This is a genomic window from Flavobacterium microcysteis (genome assembly GCF_006385255.1).
Classification (GTDB): domain Bacteria; phylum Bacteroidota; class Bacteroidia; order Flavobacteriales; family Flavobacteriaceae; genus Flavobacterium; species Flavobacterium microcysteis.
The window spans coordinates 776,230-797,784 of sequence record NZ_VFJE01000056.1; the positions used below are offsets into that span (position 1 = coordinate 776,230).

General features: G+C 38.2%; 20 protein-coding genes. 6 read left to right on the forward strand and 14 right to left on the reverse strand.

Going from position 1 to position 21,555, the window contains the following annotated elements:
- Positions 1 to 113: 113 nt before the first annotated feature.
- Both FJA49_RS17045 and recF read right to left on the reverse strand, forming a co-directional pair.
- Positions 114 to 2,228 carry an ATP-binding response regulator gene (locus tag FJA49_RS17045; RefSeq protein WP_140002469.1) on the reverse strand — a complete coding sequence of 705 codons (2,115 nt, stop codon included), beginning with the start codon at positions 2,226 to 2,228 and terminating at the stop codon, positions 114 to 116.
- A gap of 198 nt (positions 2,229 to 2,426) precedes the next feature.
- Positions 2,427 to 3,506 (reverse strand): DNA replication/repair protein RecF, encoded by a 1,080-nt coding sequence (recF, locus tag FJA49_RS17050; protein WP_140003025.1) that lies wholly within the window; start codon positions 3,504 to 3,506, stop codon positions 2,427 to 2,429.
- 144 nt (positions 3,507 to 3,650) lie between these two features.
- On the opposite strand from recF, the gene FJA49_RS17055 reads away from it, so the two are divergent.
- The 6 genes from FJA49_RS17055 (at position 3,651) to FJA49_RS17080 (ending at position 9,824) form a co-directional block, all read left to right on the forward strand.
- Positions 3,651 to 4,430 (forward strand): tetratricopeptide repeat protein, encoded by a 780-nt coding sequence (locus FJA49_RS17055; protein WP_140002471.1) that lies wholly within the window; start codon positions 3,651 to 3,653, stop codon positions 4,428 to 4,430.
- A 78-nt stretch (positions 4,431 to 4,508) separates the two neighbouring features.
- Positions 4,509 to 5,003 (forward strand): 6,7-dimethyl-8-ribityllumazine synthase, encoded by a 495-nt coding sequence (gene ribH, locus FJA49_RS17060; RefSeq protein WP_056069619.1) that lies wholly within the window; start codon positions 4,509 to 4,511, stop codon positions 5,001 to 5,003.
- A 142-nt stretch (positions 5,004 to 5,145) separates the two neighbouring features.
- Positions 5,146 to 7,035, forward strand: coding sequence for a DNA mismatch repair endonuclease MutL (gene mutL / locus FJA49_RS17065; RefSeq protein ID WP_140002473.1), 1,890 nt, complete (start codon positions 5,146 to 5,148; stop codon positions 7,033 to 7,035).
- Positions 7,032 to 7,847, forward strand: a complete 816-nt coding sequence (locus FJA49_RS17070) for a rhomboid family intramembrane serine protease (protein ID WP_140002475.1) — start codon at positions 7,032 to 7,034, stop codon at positions 7,845 to 7,847. Before mutL ends, FJA49_RS17070 begins: the two co-directional genes overlap by 4 nt.
- 12 nt (positions 7,848 to 7,859) lie before the next feature.
- On the forward strand, positions 7,860 to 8,729 hold the full coding sequence (locus FJA49_RS17075; protein WP_140002477.1) for a rhomboid family intramembrane serine protease: 870 nt from the start codon (positions 7,860 to 7,862) through the stop codon (positions 8,727 to 8,729).
- Positions 8,730 to 8,777: 48 nt separating this feature from the next.
- Positions 8,778 to 9,824, forward strand: coding sequence for an endonuclease/exonuclease/phosphatase family protein (locus FJA49_RS17080; protein ID WP_140002479.1), 1,047 nt, complete (start codon positions 8,778 to 8,780; stop codon positions 9,822 to 9,824).
- Positions 9,825 to 9,833: 9 nt separating this feature from the next.
- Here FJA49_RS17080 and FJA49_RS17085 read toward each other — a convergent pair whose 3' ends face one another.
- From FJA49_RS17085 to FJA49_RS17140, 12 genes are all read right to left on the reverse strand, one after another.
- The gene (locus tag FJA49_RS17085) at positions 9,834 to 10,448 is read right to left on the reverse strand and encodes a WbqC family protein (RefSeq protein ID WP_140002481.1); all 615 of its coding nucleotides are present in this window, start codon (positions 10,446 to 10,448) and stop codon (positions 9,834 to 9,836) included.
- 1 nt (position 10,449) lies between these two features.
- A complete protein-coding gene (lepB, locus tag FJA49_RS17090; protein WP_140002483.1) occupies positions 10,450 to 12,012 on the reverse strand; it encodes a signal peptidase I in 1,563 nt (520 codons plus the stop codon).
- Positions 12,013 to 12,055: 43 nt separating this feature from the next.
- Positions 12,056 to 12,757: a 4-hydroxy-tetrahydrodipicolinate reductase gene (gene dapB / locus FJA49_RS17095; RefSeq protein ID WP_140002485.1), complete on the reverse strand. Its 702-nt coding sequence runs from the start codon at positions 12,755 to 12,757 to the stop codon at positions 12,056 to 12,058.
- 9 nt (positions 12,758 to 12,766) lie between these two features.
- The gene (locus tag FJA49_RS17100; RefSeq protein ID WP_140002487.1) at positions 12,767 to 13,327 is read right to left on the reverse strand and encodes a DUF5683 domain-containing protein; all 561 of its coding nucleotides are present in this window, start codon (positions 13,325 to 13,327) and stop codon (positions 12,767 to 12,769) included.
- Positions 13,327 to 14,226 (reverse strand): ParB/RepB/Spo0J family partition protein, encoded by a 900-nt coding sequence (locus FJA49_RS17105; protein ID WP_140002489.1) that lies wholly within the window; start codon positions 14,224 to 14,226, stop codon positions 13,327 to 13,329. Before FJA49_RS17105 ends, FJA49_RS17100 begins: the two co-directional genes overlap by 1 nt.
- 9 nt (positions 14,227 to 14,235) lie before the next feature.
- The gene (locus FJA49_RS17110) at positions 14,236 to 15,003 is read right to left on the reverse strand and encodes a ParA family protein (protein ID WP_140002491.1); all 768 of its coding nucleotides are present in this window, start codon (positions 15,001 to 15,003) and stop codon (positions 14,236 to 14,238) included.
- A gap of 151 nt (positions 15,004 to 15,154) precedes the next feature.
- Positions 15,155 to 15,943 (reverse strand): T9SS-dependent choice-of-anchor J family protein, encoded by a 789-nt coding sequence (locus FJA49_RS17115; RefSeq protein WP_140002493.1) that lies wholly within the window; start codon positions 15,941 to 15,943, stop codon positions 15,155 to 15,157.
- 195 nt (positions 15,944 to 16,138) lie between these two features.
- Positions 16,139 to 17,020 (reverse strand): SDR family oxidoreductase, encoded by an 882-nt coding sequence (locus FJA49_RS17120; protein WP_140002495.1) that lies wholly within the window; start codon positions 17,018 to 17,020, stop codon positions 16,139 to 16,141.
- A gap of 96 nt (positions 17,021 to 17,116) precedes the next feature.
- Positions 17,117 to 17,572: a YciI family protein gene (locus FJA49_RS17125; RefSeq protein ID WP_140002497.1), complete on the reverse strand. Its 456-nt coding sequence runs from the start codon at positions 17,570 to 17,572 to the stop codon at positions 17,117 to 17,119.
- 76 nt (positions 17,573 to 17,648) lie between these two features.
- The gene (scpA, locus tag FJA49_RS17130) at positions 17,649 to 19,781 is read right to left on the reverse strand and encodes a methylmalonyl-CoA mutase (RefSeq protein WP_140002499.1); all 2,133 of its coding nucleotides are present in this window, start codon (positions 19,779 to 19,781) and stop codon (positions 17,649 to 17,651) included.
- 3 nt (positions 19,782 to 19,784) lie between these two features.
- On the reverse strand, positions 19,785 to 21,155 hold the full coding sequence (locus tag FJA49_RS17135; protein ID WP_140002501.1) for a methylmalonyl-CoA mutase subunit beta: 1,371 nt from the start codon (positions 21,153 to 21,155) through the stop codon (positions 19,785 to 19,787).
- 48 nt (positions 21,156 to 21,203) lie between these two features.
- The gene (locus tag FJA49_RS17140; protein WP_140002503.1) at positions 21,204 to 21,554 is read right to left on the reverse strand and encodes an FtsB family cell division protein; all 351 of its coding nucleotides are present in this window, start codon (positions 21,552 to 21,554) and stop codon (positions 21,204 to 21,206) included.
- Position 21,555: the final 1 nt, after the last annotated feature.

The window sequence follows — 21,555 nt, forward strand, 5'->3', positions numbered from 1 at the left end:
AAAAGGTTTTTAACCGCAGATTAGAATGATTGCCCAGATTTACAAGCTTAGCGGCTTTGCGTCTTTGCGAGAGAATAGTGCCCGCAAAGACGCAAAGTAGGAATGCATTTGTTTTATTTAGATAGTACTTTCAGCAGTTTTGAATATAATTCTTCTTTATTGATTGGCTTGATTAGCAGTTCGTCAGCCTGTATGCTGGACAGTTCAATCGAATTCATGTAGGCATCGCCTGTTATTGCAATGATAGGGACAGTTGCATTGTGATTCGGGATGTTTTTGATGTCCTTGATGAGGTCGATTCCTGAAGCATTGGCAATCTGAAGATCGGTCAGGATGATGTCAACGTTTTCTTTTTGCAAATACTCTTTAGCAGCAAGGTCTGAATTGAAGCCAATCATGTTGAAATTCACGTCGGATAGCAGTTTTTTAAGCAGCGTTGTGATTATCCTATCATCGTCTATGACGGCAACATTGATTCCTGAATTTCCGTAATTGTTGATTAATTTGGTCTGGTTTGTTTCTTGCGAACTGTCTGTTTTTTCAAGAAATAAATAAAATGAAATTTCAGTTCCGGTGCCGAGTTCGCTTTCGACAAAAATTTCTCCGCCATATAGCTCCACGATTTCTTTGCAAAGATTAAGTCCCAATCCGGCGCCAAAGCTTACCTGATCTTTGTGGTGCTTGCTTTGATAATATTTGTCGAATATTTTTTCTAAGTCTTCTTTAGGGATACCGGCACCGGTATCTTTTATTTTTACATCCAGCTTAAATTTATTGTTGACTTCAGTAAATCGGCAATCAACCGTAATGTTTCCTTTTGAGGTGAATTTTATCGCATTCCCAATCATGTTGTAAAACAGCTGGTGTATTTTTCCGCTATCAGCCCAGATTTCATTTTCTAGAGAATTGTCAATGTTTGAGATAAGGTCTATTTTTTTAGCATCGGCTAATGACTTTAAGGATTCCAATATCGATTTTATCTCCGTTTTTAGAATCGTTTTTGAATTATACAATTGGAGTTTTCCGTTTTCATTCTTGAAGAAATCCAATATCTGATTTACCGTAATTTGTAGCGAATTTGATGTAAAGTTCAACGATTTGGCCATGTTGTTTTGCGGACTGTCCATTTTTGTAGCAATCAGCTTGTTGGTTAGGTTTGAAATAATGCTCAAAGGCGAACGCATTTCATGGCTAAGCATGCCGATAATTCGGTTTTTGAATTCCAGATTTTTTTCGGCCTCTATTTTGGCAGCCGCCAATTTTTTCTCAAAATGATAGGCAAAGATGGAGTAGAGCAGGAGCAATCCTGTACATATAGACATGACAATCATTAGGGTTGTAATCAGGCTTCTTTTGTTTTTTAGGTTTTCCAGTGCCTTTTCAAACTGCTGCTTGTTGGATTCCTGAACAGATTTGTCATAAAGAAGGATAATGTCCTGGCTGTTTTTCAGGATCTTTTTGTTTATGGCCATAAGTTCCCGGTCGATTTCCCTTAGATTGGAATAGGTATTTCTCAGGCGTCCGAATTCTTTTTCATAATAACTGCGGGTACTGTTAAATATATTGGCCATCTGTTCTTCGGGAGTTCCTGTCTTTTCAACGGCACCATAGGTCATGGTCATATAATAACGGAATTCTTCTTTCTCAACATCATATTTCCCGGCAATAGCGTTGCCTATTCTTCTAAAAAAACCTTTTTTCTCTACGCCTTCAGACGACCGGATCGTATCGTATGAAATCGACTTCATTACCTTTTTATGATTGTAAGGTTTGAGGCTGAATAATTCCGGGTTGCTATCTGAAATGGGGCTGACTCTGTATTTTATCAAAGAATCCAGTTCTTTTCGCAGAGCAATAATCTTTTTTTCTTTTTCTTGTTTGTTTCGAATGTTAGGCAATGCTTTTTCATCTTTATTTAGGATGCGATTCAGACTGTCAAGATAAGAAGTCATCAGCGAAAGCGAGTTGCGGTATTTGTGTAGCGAATTCATGTCATAACTGTACAAGTATTCCATAAATGAATCTTCTGCATCAAAATAATTTTTGGTTACTTCTCCTGAGTAGCTCATAATCAGGCTTTGCTGGCTGGCTTTCTGAAAAGAATCAGCAAGTTCATTTTCATTGGTGTTTTGGTTGTACCATAAAGAAAAAATCAGCACCTGCAATAGAATTACAAAAATGAAAAGTCCGCTATGGATTGTTTTCCTATGTTTTAAAGAAGCTAACATGGGCACACAAGTTTAAGTTAAGTCGCAATGAACAATTATTGTTCAAATAAGATGGGGAAGTTTGTCTCTATAAAATAGATGCTTAAAATTAAGAAAACTTAAGATAGAGTGGTAGTAAAAGTTTAAATAATTTGCCGCAAAGGTACTGCTGATTTTTTATAAAGAAAAAAAGATTTTGGCAAAAAATACCTTACAATATTATAGGTTGAATATTTTAAAACTCTGGTGCATTGATTTTATCACAGATTCAGTGCGTTCCGGATGCGTATCTGAGATAAACAGCTGGCCGAAGTCGTCATTGTTTACCATTTCGATTATTTTTCCAACACGGGTTTCATCCAACTTGTCGAAAATATCATCAAAAAGCAAGATTGGATTTTGACGGCTTTGTTTTTTTACAAATTCAAATTGTGCCAATTTCAATGCAATCAGGAAAGATTTCTGCTGGCCTTGCGAACCAAATTTTTTTATAGGATGATGGTCAATCTCAAAAGAAAGGTCGTCTTTATGGATGCCGGTAGTAGTATAGTGCATGATACGGTCTTTTGCCAGATTTTCTTCCAGCAAAGTCATCAGTTCTTTTTCATGGAGTTGACTTTCATAAACCAATTGTACCGTTTCTTCATTTCCGGTGATGGCCTGATGGTGCTTATTAAAGATAGGTACAAAATCTTCCAAAAACTGTTTTCTCTTTTCAAAAATAGCATGGCCCAGACCGTGGAGCTGCTCATTGTAGATAAGCAAGGTCGTATTTTCGAAAACATGGTTGATTGCAAAATACTTTAATAAGGCATTACGCTGGCTGATAATCTTTTGGTATTGTATCAGTTGTTGTAGATAAGTCGAATCTAGTTGAGAAATAACCGAGTCAATGAATTTTCTTCTGGTTTCGCTTCCTTCGATAATCAGGTCACGATCGGCTGGAGAAATAATAACTAAAGGTATGAATCCGATATGGTCGGAAAATTTATCATACTGCTTGCCGTTTCTTTTCAGGATTTTCTTCTGGCCTTTTTTGAGGCTGCAGACAATTTGTTCTTTTCGGTCGTCTTTTTCAAATTCGCCGTCAATCACAAAGAATTCTTCGTTGTGTTTGATGTTTTGTACCGCCAAAGGATTGAAGTAGCTTTTTCCGTATGACAAATGGTATATAGCATCGAGTATATTGGTCTTGCCAATCCCGTTTTTTCCTACAAAGCAATTTATCTTGCTGTCGAACTCGAAATTCGCTTCCGAAAAGTTTTTATAATTGAATAATGCTATTTTTTTTAGATACATCTGCAAACGCCAGCTGATAGTGAGAACCTTGGGGTTTTTAACACTGATTTTTTAAGAGCGTGCAAATTATTGAAAAATAACGACAAAACATCTTTTACATTTGAATAAAAATTTTATTTTTGCACCTCACTTAATTAAAGATTAATGGCGACATATAACAAAAGAGGCTATAAGGCTCCTAAACCAAAAGAAGAAAACGAATTCGAACCAGATCCACTTGATGCAATTTCAGAAAAAGATAGCACAACTGCAGGAGTATTCAATTCTTTAGATGAAGGTGCTTCTAGAACCGAAGAATGGGTTGCTAAAAACCAAAAAGGTATTTTTATCGTTATCGGTGCTGTTGCTGTTTTAGCAGCGGGTTATCTTTTATACAAGAAATTTGTTGCAGAACCTAAAGAAGAAGAAGCTGCGAACGAAATGTTTCAGGCTCAGAAATACTTCCAACAAGCTACTGACGGAATGGCAAGTGATTCACTTTACAACCTGTCTTTAAAAGGTGGCGAAGGAAAATTAGGTTTCACCGGAATTATAGAAAACTATTCAGGAACAAATGCAGCTAACCTGGCAAACTATTATGCTGGTATTGCGTATTTGAATACTAAAAAATACAAAGAGGCAATTGAATATTTAGAAAAATTCAGTTCAGACGATATGATGTTGTCAGTAGTTGCAAAAGGAGCTATTGGTGATGCGTTTTCTCAATTGAATCAGCCAAAACAAGCTTTGGAATATTATGTGAAGGCTGCTGAAATGAATCAGAATGATATGACTACGCCACGTTTCTTATTGAAAGCTGGACAGACTGCTCTGGTATTAAAGCAAAAAGAAACAGCATTGAAATATTTCAACGAAATCAAGGAGAAATATGAAACTGCTCCTGAAGCGATGAATATTGATGCAATGATTGGATTGGCACAATAATTTAGATTTTGGATTTTAGACTTCGGATTTTAGATTTTTGATTTCTGTAGTCTTGGTCTGAGTCGCAATCTTATTAAAATGGCTACAGCTAATAAAAATTTATCAGAATACGATAAAAACACAATCCCAAGCGCGAAAGATTTTCGGTTTGGGATTGTTGTTTCAGAATGGAACGACAAAATAACAGAAGGTCTTTTTTCAGGTGCTGAAAAGGCATTGCTGGATTGCGATGCGACGCCGGATAATATTATCCGATGGAATGTTCCTGGCAGTTTTGAACTTGTTTATGGTGCAAAACGCATGATCGATACACAGCAAGTGGATACGGTTATTGTAATTGGCTGTGTGATTCAGGGAGAAACCAAACATTTTGATTTTGTATGCGAAGGTGTTACCCAAGGCATAAAAGATCTGAATGTACAGACAGATGTTCCGGTTATCTTTTGCGTACTGACCGATAATAACGAGCAGCAATCTATAGACAGAAGCGGTGGGGTTCATGGAAATAAAGGAACCGAAGCGGCAATTGCGGCAATAAAGATGGCTTATTTAAGACAACAGTCTTCCAAATAAAAAAATAACTTACTTATAAAAAAGCCTATTTCCGTTATAAGAAATAGGCTTTTTTGTGTGAAAAACTTTCCAGTTTTCCTATTTTCTAATTTTTCAATTGTTATATTAATTGTGTAACTTTGAAAGTCAACAAATTTATAGAATGTCGAGTATAATTCAATTGCTTCCAGATCATGTTGCCAACCAGATAGCTGCTGGAGAAGTAGTCCAGAGACCTGCGTCTGTAGTAAAAGAACTCCTTGAAAATGCAGTTGACGCCAAAGCTAACGATATCAAGCTTATTATTAAAGATGCCGGAAAATCGCTTGTACAGGTGATTGATAATGGTGTTGGCATGAGCGTTACCGATGCGCGTTTGTGTTTTGAGCGCCATGCAACTTCAAAAATCAGAGCAGCAGAAGATTTATTTTCATTGCATACCAAAGGTTTCCGTGGCGAAGCCTTGGCTTCTATTGCAGCAATTGCGCATGTAGAAATGAAAACAAAGCAGGAGCAGGACGAATTGGGAACGCACCTCGCTATTGAAGGAGGCAAATTTGTGTCGCAAGATGTGGCCGTTTTACCAAAAGGGACATCCTTTGCAGTAAAAAATCTTTTTTTTAATATACCGGCCAGAAGGAATTTCCTAAAGTCGGATACGGTGGAACACCGCCATATTGTTGATGAATTCCAAAGGGTTGCTTTAGCCCATCCGAATATCCATTTCACGATGTATCATAACGGAAGCGAAATGTTTAATCTTCCGGCATCGAACCTGCGTCAGCGTATCGTGAATATTTTTTCAGGGAAGACCAATGAAAAGCTTGTCCCGATTCAGGAAAGTACAGAAATCGTAGGAATACAAGGTTTTGTAAGCAAGCCTGAATTTGCAAAGAAGAACAGGGGCGAACAATTTTTCTTCGTCAACGACCGTTTTATCAAAAGCGGTTATCTGCATCATGCGATCATGGCTGCTTATGAAGGATTGCTGAAAGATGGCTGCCAGCCAAGTTATTTTATCTATCTGGATGTTCCGCCTAATACGATTGATATTAATATACATCCAACAAAAACAGAAATAAAATTTGACGATGAGCATGCACTCTATGCCATTTTGCGTTCTGCTATAAAGCATAGCTTGGGACAGTTTAATGTGGCCCCGGTTTTGGATTTTGACAGGGATTCTAATTTGGATACGCCTTACGAATATGAGGGAAAAGAAGCGTCTATGCCTTTAATTCAGGTGGATGCTAATTTTAATCCGTTTGGCGACCCGGATCCGGCTCCTACAAAATCATACAGTAGCGGCAGTGGTAGTAGTTATAGCGGATCGGGAAGTTCGTACAGAAAGCCTGAGCCGTCTAACTGGGAAAGCTTGTATGTGGGATTAAAACAGGATACGGAAACGATTACCGATATACAGGATATCCAATTTGAATCAGAAGAAGTAACAGGTTCTTTGTTTAACGATAAGGAAATCGAAGAAGCGATTTATAAGACCTATCAGATTCATAAAAAATATATTGTTAGCCCTATCAAATCAGGAATGGTGATTATTGACCAGCAACGGGCACACCAAAGGGTTTTGTATGAGCAGTTTTTGGCAAATATGACTGTTAATCAGGCATCAAGTCAGCAGTTGTTATTTCCGCTGAATCTTTATTTTTCGTCTCAGGAAATAATACTGATTTCTGAATTGCAGCTTTCGCTGGTTAACACCGGATTTGTTTTTGAAGAAGTTAAGGAAGATCATGTAGTGATTTCAGGAATTCCAGTCAATGTGACAGAAAGTGAGGTTTCGATCTTGTTGGAACAATTATTGAGTGACCTACAAGACGAAATTCCGGAAAGCAGTTTCAGCCAGAACGATACGATTGCAAAATCTATGGCAAAAAGCCTTGCTGTTAAAACAGGAACATATCTGACAGAAAGAGAGCAGGAGAATCTCGTTAACGGGCTTTTTGCATGTAAGGAGCCTAATGTTTCGCCTTTTCATAAACCAACCTTTATCACGATGAGTGTAGAGGATTTAGACAAAAAATTTGCAGTATGATGAATATCACGCCTACAGTCAAGCAGTTATTGATTATAAACATTATATTTTTTATTGGGACACAGGTAGTAGGACCATACGCCGAATCTCTTTTTGCGCTTTTTTATCCTGAAAATGACCATTTTAAATATTGGCAGCCACTAACACATATGTTTATGCATGGAAATATCATGCATATTTTCTTCAATATGTTTGCCTTGTTTTCTTTTGGTAGTGCTTTGGAACATTTTTGGGGTGCGAAGAAATTCTTGTTTTTCTATATTTCTTGCGGTTTGGGTGCGGCTTTGATGCAGCTTGGAGTGAATTATCTTGAAATGCAGCATCTTTTAGAACCAGTTAGGTATTTGGGCTTGTCAGACAATACATTGCATCAGATACTGAATGTGACTTTTTCTGATGGAAATGCGTACAGAGGTGATATGTTCTTTAATGAAATCAAACCAATTTTAGAAGGAGCAGGAAAAACAAACCTTAGCGATGCAGGTTTTAAAAGCTTATTTGATGCGGCCATGCTAAATCAAACTCCAATGGTTGGAGCTTCTGGTGCCATTTATGGATTATTAGTAGCCTTCGCTTTTATGTTTCCTAATGCTGAATTGATGATGTTCTTTATTCCGATTCCAATCAAAGCAAAATATTTCGTACCGGGATTATTAGCTTTGGATTTGTTTTTAGGTACTTCTGGCAGATCCTTATTTGGCGATGGACCTGGTGGAGTTGCTCACTTTGCCCATATTGGAGGCGCTATCATCGGATTTTTGATGATGTGGTATTGGAAGAAGAATCAATTTCATAGCAATCGCTGGAATTAATCTGTTGGGTTTATGGGAATCATTGATGATTTAAAGATACAATACAAGACAGGAGGAATTACGCTGCAGTTAATCTTCTGGAATATAGGCATTGCTATACCTTTGTTTTTGCTGCACGCCTTTTCAAATGACGGTTTCCTGTCTTTGATGTCATGGATACAGCTTACTTCAGATCCGTCTGAGTTTATCCTAAAACCGTGGACCATACTTACGTATAGTTTTCTGCATGTGGATGTACTGCATCTGCTTTTTAACATGATTATGCTTAATTTTTCAGGAAGGCTTTTCCTGACCTTTTTTACACAAAAGCAATTTTTAGGATTGTATTTGTTGGGAGCTATTTTTGCAGGATTGGTTTTTCTGGGTACTTTCTTTCTTTTTGGCTATAAAGCACCTATTATTGGAGCTTCTGGGGCAATAATGGCAGTTCTTATTGCTTCTGCAACCTATGCTCCTTTGTATCAGATAAGGCTGTTGCTGATAGGGACAGTTAAACTATGGCATATTGCTTTCGTCTTTGTAATACTGGATCTTGTCCAGATGCCGACAAATAATATGGGAGGGCATATTGCTCACCTTGGTGGAGCCTTTTTCGGTTTTATTTATATAAAGCTGTTACAAAATGGTACCGATTTGAGTCTTATAGTTACCCGAATCTTAGACTTTTTTGCCAATCTGTTTAAGCCTAAGAAGGGAACGCCTTTTAAAAAGGTACATCGAAATGTAAGTCAACCGAAACCAAAAACGGCTACAACCAGCAAGATTGTTGTGAAAGATAAAACACAGCAGCAGATTGATGAAATTCTTGACAAGATAAGCCAGTCTGGTTATGACAGCCTGACCAAAGAGGAAAAAGAATTTCTTTTCAAAGCAGGAAAGTAAAGAAAGTTTTTTAATCTTTGCTAGAACTCAAAAATTGTTTGTCCAAAAATGAAAAACCTTTCATGGTTCAATAAAGCAATGTTTTTCTTCAATATAGTGTTGACTGTATTGACGTTTCTTGCGTATATCTTACCATTTTTGGCTCCTAAATTGTTTCCTATCTTATCTGTACTGACGCTGATATTGCCTTTCATGCTGATCTTAAATCTCCTCTTTTTTATTTATTGGGGAATACAGATGAAAAGGCAGATTTTGCTTTCTTCATTAGTACTGCTGATGGGAATTACTTTTATCAATAAGTTTTATAAATTTTCGAGTACAGACCTTCCGCCTTCTGATAATGATTTTACGGTGATGAGCTATAATGTACGCCTTTTTAATCTTTATAAGTGGATCGAAAGAGACGATGTTCCGGAACTGATTGCCAATTTCATCAATGATAAGAATCCGGATATTCTTTGTATTCAGGAGTATTCTGAAGGGAAGATTGATTTAAGAGCCTACAAGCACAAATATGTTTTAATGAAAGGAGATAAGACGTTGACCGGGCAGGCTATATTTTCTAAATTTCCTATAGTGGGCAGGGGAGATATTGTGTTTCCAAATTCGAATAATAATGCCGTTTATGCCGATATAAAAAGAGGTAAGGATACCATCAGGGTTTATAATATGCACCTGCAATCAATCAAAATTACTCCGGATGTCCACGAGCTTAATGAAGATATTAATGAATTAAGCGAGCAAAAGTCAAAGAAGATGATCAAGAGGATGAGTGAGGCTTTTAAAGAGCAGCAGGAGCAGGCTGAAATCATAATGAACCACAAGAAAAACAGCAAACTTCCTGAAATCATATGCGGAGACATGAATAACAGTGCTTTTTCATTTGTGTACCGAAGTATCAGAGGAAAATTGAACGATGCCTTTGAAGAAGCCGGAAGCGGTTTTGGGAAGTCGTATGATTTTAAATACTATCCTGCCAGAATCGACTATATCTTTGCTGATAAAAAGATGCAGGTCAAAAACTTTGAAAGCTATCCGGATTTTGTCAATTCAGATCACTTCCCGGTTATGGCAAGGCTGGCCTTCGAGAATTAATAGCGGGTTTTAAAGCGATTGTGTTTTTAGATACTCCAAAGCATGTCTTCCTTCATTAAACAACAAATCCAGAATGCTCAGGTTATTCAAATAGCCGTGCTTTTCTTCAAAAACCTGGGTATAGGGCTCAAATTGTAAAGTGTCTTTTTTTCCGTTCGCCAGAGGACGGAAATCTGAAAATTGAGACGCTTCGTGAAAATACTCTTCCGTTTTCTTATACGAAAAGTCAAAGCCAAGGCAATCTGAAACAATTTCAAGGGCTTCAAAATTTAAATCCATCAAAAAGGTATGTTTCTTTTGGAAAATAGGAGACAGGTCGTCTTCAAAATATTCAAAAAAAGGCGAAGTCCTATAGGCTGCTTCAAGCGACTTGAAGTGCTGTTTTTGCCAACCAAAGGCATCTTCGATTCGGACATCTTTTGTTTTCTGGTGCCTGTCAGCTTTTGAATGCTTTACAGGAATATTAAGCAGCTGCATTCCATTTGGACTGTAGATGTACATTCTATTCCTGTTGGTCTGCTTTTGGAAGTTGTCTTCCATCTCAAAGGTAATCGAGTCGGCTTGAACCATAGCAGCAAATTGGCTGATGGATGGGAAATAAGTTGGAAGCAAAAGAGCGTTCATCTTAATATCTGTCTAATCGTTTCTTTTTTCTTTTGATAAAGAAGTTAGCAATAAAATATCCTGCTAGTAATAGCACGAATATACCGAAATACGAGACTGGTTCGCCACTTCCGCCAACAGTAGTGAACATTCTTTCCCAACGAATTTTGTCGAAAGCTTTTGACCAAGGAGTATATGGGTCCAAACTCATCCAGATAAACACCGGCTTTCCAACGATATGGTCTGCAGGAACATAGCCCCAAAAACGGCTATCCAATGAGTTGTGGCGGTTGTCTCCAACCATATAGTAATAATCCTGCTTGAACGTGTAAGAATCAGTAACCTGACCGTTGATTATGATTTTATTTCCAACAACAGTTAGGTCGTTCTTTTCGTATTCTTTGATAATGGTTCTGTAAAAAGGAAGCGATTCTTTGTCCAGTTTTACAGTTTTTCCGGCTTGAGGAATATAGATAGGGCCTAAATTATCCTGGTTCCATTTTTTAGTATATGGGAAAACTCTTAAGTCAGGATACTTTTCGGCTTTGAGAATCAATTTTGTAATGCTTTCTACCAAAGAATTTTTTTTCAGTATAGCTGCATTTTCATCAGTTAGTGATCGGAATACATAGCTATTGTCTCTTTGATCAAAACCAATGTCATCAGGATATATTTTTAGGTCTTTTGTCAGATAATTTGGGTCAAGCATACTGCCATTTACGGTAGTAACTTTATAAGAATATTGCACTTTTGCTCTGTCTGACAGAATTAGCTTTTTACCATTGATATAGGCGTCACCATCAACAAAAGAAAGGCTGTCACCAGGAGTTCCTACGCATCGTTTTACATAATTTGTTTTTTTGTCGATTGGCTTGAAATTGGCTTCTGTAGAATTCGGAATAGTATCTACAGGCCAGTTGAATACTACAATATCATTCTTTTCGATAGGCTCAAATCCAGGAAATCTGAAATAGGGTAGCTGAGGCCTGTTGATATAGGATTTAGTTTTAAGTACCGGAATCGTGTCATGAACCATTGGCATAGCAACAGTGGTCATAGGTGTTCTGGCACCATAATGATTTTTGCTGACAAAAAGGAAATCGCCTACCAAAAGTGTTTTTTCTAATGAACCTGTCGGGATTGTGAAAGGCTGCATTACATAGGTATGGACAATAGTAGCAACTACTACAGCAAATAACAATGAGCTGACAGTATCTGCTGTCTTGTTTTTTGGATGCAAGCTTCTGTTTTCAATATATTTTACATCCTGAGAATAGTTAATATAATAGATATACAATCCTAAGGTAAGTACTCCCAGAGCGGTGTCTAAAGTTGTGTTTTTTCCAAAACTTCTCAAAGTTTCCACCCAAACGACCGGGAACATGATAAGGTTCACGATAGGTATGAAAAGCAGAATAACCCACCATTTAGGTCGGTTTATGATTTTCATCAGGACAATAGCATTATAAATCGGGATTGCTGCTTCCCAAGATTGTTTTCCTGCCTTTTTATATAGTTTCCATGTTCCTAAAAAGTGTACCACTTGAAGGATAAGGAAAAATATGAACCATTGTGTAGCTGTCATCTGTATGTATTTTTATGTATATGTCTGTTGGAAGAACAATTTGTTACGTTAAGTTAAGAACGTCTTTCATGGTATAGACACCTTTCTTGCCTAAAATCCATTCTGCGGCTACAACAGCACCCAATGCGAAGCCTTCGCGGTTGTGGGCGATGTGTTTGATTTCGATAGTGTCGACGTCAGAATCATAAAAAACGCTATGCGTGCCTGGAACATTTTCAATTCTTTTGGCATCGATTAAGATTTCGTCCTTTTTTGCATTTTCTAATGCCCAGCTTGAGTAGTCGGAATTTTCTATAACTCCTTTGGCTAGGGTAATAGCAGTACCGCTAGGAGCATCTAATTTCTGCGTATGATGAATCTCTTCCATAGAAACTTTATATTCCTTGATGTTTGACATCATTTTTGCCAGATAGTCATTCAGCTGGAAAAATATATTTACGCCCAGGCTAAAATTAGAACCATAAATAAAAGCCCCGTTTTTTTCCTGGCAAAGAGCAACCATTTGGTCATAACTGCTAAGCCATCCGGTTGTTCCGGAAATTACAGGAATGTTACTGTTTAAACAAGTTGAGATATTACTAACTGCAGCGTCTGGAACACTAAAATCAATTGCGACATCTGCCTGCTCCAACCCTTCGAATGTGTCTTCTGCAGATTTTCTCAAAACGATTTCGTGGCCTCTTTCCAAAGCGATTTTTTCAATCACTTTACCCATTTTGCCATATCCCAAAAGTGCTATTTTCATGCTATGCTATTAAAAATTGTAGTTTAATGTCAGTCCGACATTTTTTTTATAATTCAGGTCGTTTTGATAAATATCCGGCTTGATGGTAAGCTTTTCGCTGACATTGAATTGCAGAAGATGCGCATCAACGTTTGCTTCGACAATATTCAAGATGTAGATTCCTATCGTGACAATTAGCGAAAGATCCCTGTTTTTCTGAAATTGTCTTTGAGCAGAAATCAGCTGGTTATCCGTAAGATTGGAAAGTTTTCCGTTTGGATCTTCCGTTCCGTTAAGACGTCTTTTGTATTCGTCTCTGTATTTGTGATAATTCTTATTGTTGTAGGCATAGATTCCTATTCCGGTTCCTAATGCCGCATATACAATGGGAATTTTCCAATACTTTTTATTATAGGCTTGTCCCATACCCGGAAGTATGGCCGAATAAAAAGCGGCTTTTGAAGGTGCCAAAGGATTGATTTCTTCTCCTTTGATGCTGTCACGTACAACAATATTCAATTCTTCCTGCGCACTGACCGAAGTAGTTCCAATCAGAAAAAAGAGAAAAAATATGGAAACTAACTTATTCACTAACCTTTGATTAATTTGATAATTCGGTTGAAATCCTCTTCTGAATGAAATGGAATCGTGATTTTTCCTTTACCGTTTCCGGCTACTTTGACATCTACTTTTGTGCCAAAATAGTTTCCTATGGCTTTCTTTTCGGATTCATCAATTGCAAATGCAGTTCCTTTTGCAGGTTTTGGTGCAGCCGGTTTCAGGCTTTCCTGATAGTTTTTAACCAAGGCTTCCGTTTCTCTTACGGAAAGGTTTTGGCTGACGATTTTTTGGTAAATATCAGCTTGTATGTCGTGATCTTCAATATTAATGATAGCACGGCCATGTCCCATAGAGATAAAACCATCACGGATTCCGGTCTGGATAATCGGGTCAAGTTTTAATAGTCGGAGGTAATTAGCAATTGTAGAACGCTTTTTGCCTACACGGTCACTCATTTGTTCCTGCGTTAGCTGAATCTCGTCGATTAATCGCTGATATGATAAAGCGATTTCGATAGGGTCAAGGTCATGACGCTGGATGTTTTCTACCAATGCCATTACCAAAGACTCATTGTCGTTGGCAAGTCTGATATATGCAGGTACAGCAGTCAATCCGGCTAGTTTAGAAGCACGAAGTCTTCTTTCTCCGGAGATAAGCTGGAATTTATTAAATTCTAATTTTCGTACGGTTATAGGCTGTATTACGCCCAATTCCCTAATCGAAGTGGCCAATTCCTGAAGAGATTCTTCATTGAAATTGGTTCTCGGCTGAAACGGGTTTATTTCAATAGCATCAATTTCAAGCTCAATAATATTGCCAACCACTTTATCTGCATTTTTATCCTCTGCCGACTTGATGTCGTTTTCTGGATCTTTTAGCAATGCTGATAAACCTCTTCCTAATGCTTGTTTCTTTATCGCTTTTGTCATAGACTATTTCTATTTCGTATTTTTCTTAATGATTTCTTCTGCCAGGTTGATGTAATTGGTAGCTCCCTTGCTAGTAGCGTCATAGTTGATGATGCTTTCTCCAAAACTTGGTGCCTCGCTCAGTTTTACATTACGCTGGATAACGGTTTCAAAAACCATATCATGGAAATGTTTTTGAACTTCTTCTACTACCTGATTGGATAGGCGAAGACGGGAATCATACATTGTCAGTAACAAACCTTCAATGTCCAGATCCGGATTGTGTATTTTTTGGACACTTTTTATCGTATTCAATAATTTTCCTAATCCTTCCAAGGCAAAATATTCACATTGAATTGGAATTACTACAGAATCTGCAGCAGTCAATGCATTCAATGTCAGCAATCCAAGTGAAGGAGCACAGTCGATCAGGATATAATCGTATTTGTCCTTTACACTTTCAAGTGCTGTTTTTAGCATATACTCCCGGTTTTCTTTGTCAACCAATTCGATTTCGATAGCCACCAAATCAATATGAGCAGGAATCACGGAAACGTTTGGAGATGAGCATTCGATTATTGCTTCTTCCGGTGTATTACTGTGTTCCAGAATCTGGTAAGTTCCAATTTCTACCGACTCCACATCGATTCCCAAACCCGAACTTGCATTCGCTTGAGGATCAGCGTCAATCAGTAATACTTTTTTCTCTAAAACTCCCAAGGAAGCTGCTAAATTTACAGATGTCGTTGTTTTGCCAACGCCGCCTTTTTGATTTGCAATAGCAATGATTTTGCCCATTTAGTTTCTAAAATTTTGAACCGTAAAAATACAATTATTTATGGGTTTTGAAAATCTATTTTGTTAACAATGTAAAAACAGATAGCGAATAAAAAAGCCGAAGTATTCTTCCGGCTTATGATGCTGTTTTTGTTTTTGACGATGCGTCTTGTTATTTCAAAATCAGTTTTTTGGTAGTGCTATAATCTCCTGATTGTAATTTCAAGATATAGGTTCCGGCAGACAAATCAGAAAGGTACAATGTCTTTTCTGTTGAATTGCTTTCGATTACTGTTTCGTAAACTTTAGCTCCTGTCAAAGTATAGACAATTACTGAAGTGTCATTTTGCAGGTTACTGCCCGCAATCGTAATTTTTTTGTCTGCTGACGGGTTTGGATATACTTTGAAAGTGTTTGCTATTGGTGTATCGATACTCAGGTTAGGCTGATAGTTAATATTATCAATCAAACTTGCCACATGTTGTGCATCGGCTACGATTCTAAAGGCAATAAATTTATGAGCATTTGAAGCCGGTATGTTAAGAGAAAAACTGGTTTGAGAAGCAGAAACGGTAAATGGAGTTCCAACTTCTACGAATGAGCCAAAATCGGTAGCGCTTGTCATTGTCCCGATTTGGATCAACATATTTCCCGGAGCAGAACCCGTTGCTGGTTGTGCTGTAAAAGAAAGCGCTTGGTTGCCATCTATGCTCGTCAATTCTGGACTTACGATATAAAAAGGTTCTGTTGGGTTTATATAGCTATACGCTTGAAGCATCTTGTTTCCTGAAACTGTTGCAACTGACAATTTTGGAGCAGTACTTCCTGTCCAACAGTTTTGAGAAACCGGGCCGTTTGTGAAATTTTCAAAGCTTTCACTGAAGGAAACTACCGGATTGCACTGTGCGTTACTGATAAATGTTGCGAAGAAAAAAGCAACAGAGAGTAGAGTTTTTTTCATATTCTTTTATTTGGATTGAAATTTTGCTGCAAATATATTCAATTTATATCAAGTCTAAATAAAATTAAATGACTAATTGAGAAGTTTATATCAAATAAAAGAAGACATAAAAAAAGGCTATTGAAAATAACCTTTTTTTATACGTAAAGTATATAAACTTAGTGCCTCAGAACCTTAGCACCTCAGTACCTTATCTTAACTACTTTTTTTCGCCTTAATCATAGCTTCCAACATATCCCACATTTCTTCAGGAACAGCTTCCAAAAGGTTGAATTGTCCGGCTCCTTTAAGCCATTCGCCACCGTCAATTGTAATGACTTCTCCGTTAACATAGGCTGAAAAGTCAGACACGAGATAGGCTGCAAGGTTGGCTAATTCTTGATGGTCGCCGACTCTTTTTAATGGTACTTTTTTAGCCAGGTCGAATTTGTCTTTAAGGTCGCCCGGCAATAATCTGTCCCAAGCGCCTTTTGTAGGAAATGGTCCTGGTGCTATAGCATTGGAACGGATTCCATATTTAGCCCATTCAACGGCTAGGCTTCGGGTCATGGCCAAAACGCCTGCTTTTGCTGTGGCTGAAGGTACGACATAAGCGGAACCAGTCCAGGCATAGGTCGTGACAATATTCAGTATTGTTGTATTTTGTTGTTTGGTATCAATCCAATGTTTTCCAAAAGCTAAGGTGCAATTTTTGGAGCCTTTTAGCACAATATCAATGATGGTGTCAAAAGCATTTGCAGATAGTCTTTCTGTTGGAGAAATAAAATTTCCAGCTGCATTGTTTAGCAATACATCAACTTTTCCAAACTTTTCTAGGACGCCTGCCAGCATGATTTCGACTTGCTCATAATTGCGTACATCGCAAGCCAGTGGAAGACATTCACCGCCGGTTTCTTTTTCAAGTTCTTCAGCGGTAGTTCTTAGTTTTTCAAGATCACGTGAAGTTATAGCGACTTTGGCTCCTAACTCCAGGAAATATTTTGTCATCGCTTTTCCAAGTCCGCTACCGCCACCTGTAACTACGATTACTTTTCCTTCGAGGGCATTATCGCGAAGCATTTTTTTTGTAAAATCCATTTGTGTTGTTTTTCTTTTTACTAAAATACGGAATTCGTTTCCAAAAATTACTTTTTCCAATTCAAAATAAATTCCGGATTGGCTATGGTATCCGAATCAATGCTTCTTTTTTTCTATTTTCTCGTGTGTTTTTAAGTATTCAGGCAAAGCAGCTGAACCGTACCATTGAAATGTTTCCACATCAAAAACTTTCTCTTTTATGGCCGGGTCGGTATTCAATAATTGGTTTGCTTCTTCAATAGTTTTTACATTCAGGATAAAGATACCGCGGTAATTTTTGTCGTTTTTGGATAACGGGCCGGCTACGATTAGCTTTCCTTCTTTGGCCAAACGGGTAATGTTATCCATATGGCCTCTGAAAAGTGTATTTAATTTTTCTTTGTCTTCTACGTTGTTACTTCCTGTTTTTAAGATGGCGAGGACATACATTTTCATTCCGTAATCGTCGCCTCCCAAAGATTCGGCAAGTTTGCTGTCATAGTTAGGGTTTTCTATTTGTGCATTTGCCTTGAAGAAACAGGCAAGCATAAGGATGAGAAGTAGTTTTTTCATGATTGGTTGATTTTTGTTAGCGTATGGTTTTATCAATAAAAAAGCGGGAATATGATTTTCCCGCTTTCTGAAATGATTATTCTTGCATCAAAATATCTAAGATTGTAATGGCTGCTTCGCTGATTTTAGTTCCAGGACCAAAAACGGCAACTGCTCCAGAATCAAAAAGATATTGGTAGTCTTGAGCCGGAATTACGCCTCCTACGATTACCATAATATCTTCACGCCCATATTTTTTTAATTCTTCGATAACCTGTGGCACCAATGTTTTGTGTCCGGCAGCCAGAGAAGAAACACCCAAGATATGTACATCATTTTCTACGGCTTGCTTGGCTGCTTCTGCTGGTGTCTGGAAAAGTGGGCCAATGTCAACGTCAAAGCCTACATCAGCATAGCCTGTTGCAACGACTTTGGCACCTCGATCATGTCCGTCTTGCCCCATTTTGGCAATCATTATTCTTGGTCGACGGCCTTCGGATTTTGCAAATTCGTCGGCTTTCTGCTTTGCTTTTTCAAAGCTTTCGTCATTTTTAATTTCTTTGCTATACACGCCGCTAAAAGATTTGATTTGCGCTTTATATCTTCCAAAAACAGTTTCTAATGCATCGCTGATTTCGCCTAAAGTGGCTCTGTTTCTGGCGGCATCTACTGCGATTTCTAATAAATTGCCTTGGCCTGATTTGGCAGCTTCGGTCAGTTTATGTAATATCTCTTTTACTTTTTCCGTATTTCTTGTGGCTTTTATTTGTTCTAATCTTTCGATTTGCTGTCTGCGAACCATTTGGTTGTCCACATCAAGAATGTGCAACGGATCTTCTTTTTCCAGACGGTATTTGTTTACGCCTACAATGACGTCCTGGCTGGAATCGATTCTTGCCTGTTTTCTGGCAGCGGCTTCTTCAATTCGGAGTTTTGGTATACCGGCTTCAATGGCTTTGGTCATGCCGCCTAATTCTTCTACTTCCAGAATCAGCTGCCATGCTTTGTGGACAATCTCATCAGTAAGTTTTTCTATATAATAGCTTCCGGCCCAAGGATCGACCGTTTTGGTGATTTTGGTTTCTTCCTGAAGGAAAATTTGTGTGTTTCGTGCAATTCTTGCGGAGAAGTCAGTAGGCAAGGCAATGGCTTCGTCCAATGCGTTGGTATGTAGTGATTGCGTACCTCCAAAAGCTGCAGCAGCGGCTTCTATACAAGTACGGGCTACGTTATTAAACGGATCTTGTTCCGTAAGACTCCAGCCCGAAGTTTGGCAATGGGTTCTTAAAGCGAGTGATTTCTCGTCTTTGGGATTGAACTGTTTAAGCAATTTTGCCCACAACATTCTTCCGGCACGCATTTTTGCAATTTCCATGAAATGGTTCATCCCGATTGCCCAGAAGAAAGAAAGTCGGGGAGCAAACTCATCAATTTTCATTCCTGCGGCAAGTCCGGTACGGATGTATTCAAGTCCGTCGGCTAAAGTATAAGCGAGTTCAATATCTGCTGTTGCTCCGGCTTCCTGCATATGGTATCCGGAAATCGAAATCGAATTGAACTTAGGCATTTTTTTACTCGTAAAGTCGAAAATATCAGCAATGATTTTCATCGATGGAGTAGGCGGATAGATGTAGGTGTTTCGCACCATGAATTCTTTCAGGATGTCATTTTGGATGGTTCCTGAAAGCAATTCCGGTTTTACGCCCTGTTCTTCAGCGGCTACGATATAAAATGCCATAATTGGCAGTACAGCACCGTTCATGGTCATGGAAACCGACATTTCATCAAGTGGAATCTGGTCGAACAGTACTTTCATGTCTTCGACAGAGTCGATAGCAACACCTGCTTTTCCAACATCACCTACAACTCTTTCATGGTCACTGTCATAACCTCTGTGCGTTGGAAGGTCAAATGCAATAGAAAGTCCTTTTTGTCCGGCAGCCAGGTTTCTTCTGTAGAAGGCATTACTTTCTTCTGCTGTTGAAAATCCGGCATATTGGCGAATGGTCCAAGGACGGCGAACGTACATTGTAGCGTACGGGCCACGAAGATTTGGTGCAAATCCTGCTCCAAAATTAAGATGTTCCAGACCTTGGATATCTTTATCAGAATAGGTGTTTTTCAGTTCGATGCCTTCGGCAGTCAGAAAGTTTTCATTGCTTTCCGATGCAGCCTTTTTGCTATCGGCTTGCGAATCTAATTTTATATGTTGGATGTCTTTTCTTTTCATGGCTTATTTTTCTTTCTCGCTTTCCAAACGTTCCTGTTCCATTTTTTCAGCCAATCGTTTTTCTATGATGGGCGTTACCAGAGTTTTTCTTGGTTTTGATTTAACGAAAGGAAATAGCTCCAAATCGTGACTCATCCTGTCGTTTTTGTTGGGATATTTATTAGTTCCTAAAAGGATTTCTTTTCCGGAATCAAATAAATCCTGTTCTTTTTCAGCACTTTCCTGGATTTTTCTTTGGATGGTTCCTTCAATTAGTTGTGTAATTAAACCACCATTTGCTTCGATGTCTTTGAATAATGCCAAAGCTTTTTCGGCTAATTGCTCTGTCAATGCTTCGATATAGTAGCTTCCGTCTGCCGGGTTTTTAACCTTGTCGAAATAGCTTTCGTGTTTTAATACCAGGAGTTGGTTTCTTGAAATTCTGTCGCCAAACTCGTTGTCTTTATGGTATAAGGCATCGTATGCCAGATTTGAAACAGCATCGGCTCCACCTAAAATGGCGCTCATGCATTCTGTGGTGGTTCGAAGCATGTTTACATTATAATCGTAAAGCGTTTTGTTTCTTTTGGTAGGAATTGCAAGGATATGGCAACCTGAATTATGATCGTATTCTTTAGCTAAGAGGTCAAAAAGCAATCGGAGGGCACGTAGTTTGGCAATTTCAAAAAAATAATTTGTTCCCACTGCGACCTGAAATGTGATTGGTCTTGAAATGGTTGCCATGCGGTTGAAATATTCATTGGCATGAGCCAACATATAGGCCAGTTGCTGCACAATATTTGCTCCTGCATTCTGATAAAGGCTCCCGTCAATGTTTAGGAAGTTGATATTCTGGCAAGAGATAGAAATTGTATTCAGCAGGTCTAAGTCTGGATCAAGATTAGTATGCCAGTTGCCTTCTTTTGCCAATTTTCCAACAGGATCGAGTTGTACAAAAAAATTCGCCTTTCTGTTTTTGGCAATAGTATCTATTTTTTTTACGAAATCGATTGAAAGGAATGATAAATGGAAATAAACGGTTGTTGTTTCTAACGGAAGTTTTTCCAATAGTTTCGCTATATCCAGATTTTCGTCTTCAATAGTGAATCGGATACTTTCGGCTCCTCTTGAAAGGGTTTCCAAGGCACGGCCTATGGATTTATCCAAATCATGCACGAAAATATTCTGGACTATTTTAAAAGCTGTTTCTTTTTCAGAAAAAGAAAGAGGATTTTCAAACTCGTCAATATGGTAGAAAGGTTTTACTTTAATACCTTCTGGACTTTCCCAGATTAGTGTTTCGTTATAATCTGCTCCTTTGAGTTCGTACTGAATCTGCTGCTTCCATTGCTTGGAAGATACGGGATTGAAGTCGTCAAATAGGTGGTCGGCCATTTTTAGGTTATGTTGTTCTGCTAAAACAATAGTTATTAGCAGAGATAATTATAATGATTTGCTTTGCTCTTCTTCAGGCAAATCTTCTTCAAATTCAATGATGTATATGTCTTCGCTGTCGCGTTTCATATAGTATTTTTCGCGAGCATATTTTTCAATCTGGTCTGGATTTTTGAGCAGTTTTATCTTCTCATCGTCGAGTTTAATCTCGTCCTGGTAATATTTTTTATTGTCTTCCCGTTCTTTTGTTTCCTTGTTCAGGACTCTCTGCTCGAGCAAGGAATAGCTGTCAAGAAAAACCATCCAGACAATAAAAAGCACCAATACCAATACATATCGGTTTCCGAAAAATCTCAGAAAAGGATAGCGGCTGGTGATATTTTTGAACGGATTTTTCATC

What these genes read in the sequence shown, in the direction of transcription:
- FJA49_RS17080 (WP_140002479.1), top strand. Translation starts at nt 8,778, where the DNA reads ATGAAAAACCTTTCATGGTTCAATAAAGCAATGTTTTTCTTCAATATA.
- FJA49_RS17115 (WP_140002493.1), bottom strand. Translation starts at nt 15,943, where the DNA reads ATGAAAAAAACTCTACTCTCTGTTGCTTTTTTCTTCGCAACATTTATC.
- FJA49_RS17120 (WP_140002495.1), bottom strand. Translation starts at nt 17,020, where the DNA reads ATGGATTTTACAAAAAAAATGCTTCGCGATAATGCCCTCGAAGGAAAA.
- FJA49_RS17045 (WP_140002469.1), bottom strand. Translation starts at nt 2,228, where the DNA reads ATGTTAGCTTCTTTAAAACATAGGAAAACAATCCATAGCGGACTTTTC.
- FJA49_RS17105 (WP_140002489.1), bottom strand. Translation starts at nt 14,226, where the DNA reads ATGACAAAAGCGATAAAGAAACAAGCATTAGGAAGAGGTTTATCAGCA.
- FJA49_RS17140 (WP_140002503.1), bottom strand. Translation starts at nt 21,554, where the DNA reads ATGAAAAATCCGTTCAAAAATATCACCAGCCGCTATCCTTTTCTGAGA.
- FJA49_RS17085 (WP_140002481.1), bottom strand. Translation starts at nt 10,448, where the DNA reads ATGAACGCTCTTTTGCTTCCAACTTATTTCCCATCCATCAGCCAATTT.
- mutL (WP_140002473.1), top strand. Translation starts at nt 5,146, where the DNA reads ATGTCGAGTATAATTCAATTGCTTCCAGATCATGTTGCCAACCAGATA.
- FJA49_RS17070 (WP_140002475.1), top strand. Translation starts at nt 7,032, where the DNA reads ATGATGAATATCACGCCTACAGTCAAGCAGTTATTGATTATAAACATT.
- FJA49_RS17110 (WP_140002491.1), bottom strand. Translation starts at nt 15,003, where the DNA reads ATGGGCAAAATCATTGCTATTGCAAATCAAAAAGGCGGCGTTGGCAAA.
- lepB (WP_140002483.1), bottom strand. Translation starts at nt 12,012, where the DNA reads ATGACAGCTACACAATGGTTCATATTTTTCCTTATCCTTCAAGTGGTA.
- FJA49_RS17075 (WP_140002477.1), top strand. Translation starts at nt 7,860, where the DNA reads ATGGGAATCATTGATGATTTAAAGATACAATACAAGACAGGAGGAATT.
- ribH (WP_056069619.1), top strand. Translation starts at nt 4,509, where the DNA reads ATGGCTACAGCTAATAAAAATTTATCAGAATACGATAAAAACACAATC.
- FJA49_RS17135 (WP_140002501.1), bottom strand. Translation starts at nt 21,155, where the DNA reads ATGGCCGACCACCTATTTGACGACTTCAATCCCGTATCTTCCAAGCAA.
- FJA49_RS17055 (WP_140002471.1), top strand. Translation starts at nt 3,651, where the DNA reads ATGGCGACATATAACAAAAGAGGCTATAAGGCTCCTAAACCAAAAGAA.
- FJA49_RS17125 (WP_140002497.1), bottom strand. Translation starts at nt 17,572, where the DNA reads ATGAAAAAACTACTTCTCATCCTTATGCTTGCCTGTTTCTTCAAGGCA.
- dapB (WP_140002485.1), bottom strand. Translation starts at nt 12,757, where the DNA reads ATGAAAATAGCACTTTTGGGATATGGCAAAATGGGTAAAGTGATTGAA.
- recF (WP_140003025.1), bottom strand. Translation starts at nt 3,506, where the DNA reads ATGTATCTAAAAAAAATAGCATTATTCAATTATAAAAACTTTTCGGAA.
- scpA (WP_140002499.1), bottom strand. Translation starts at nt 19,781, where the DNA reads ATGAAAAGAAAAGACATCCAACATATAAAATTAGATTCGCAAGCCGAT.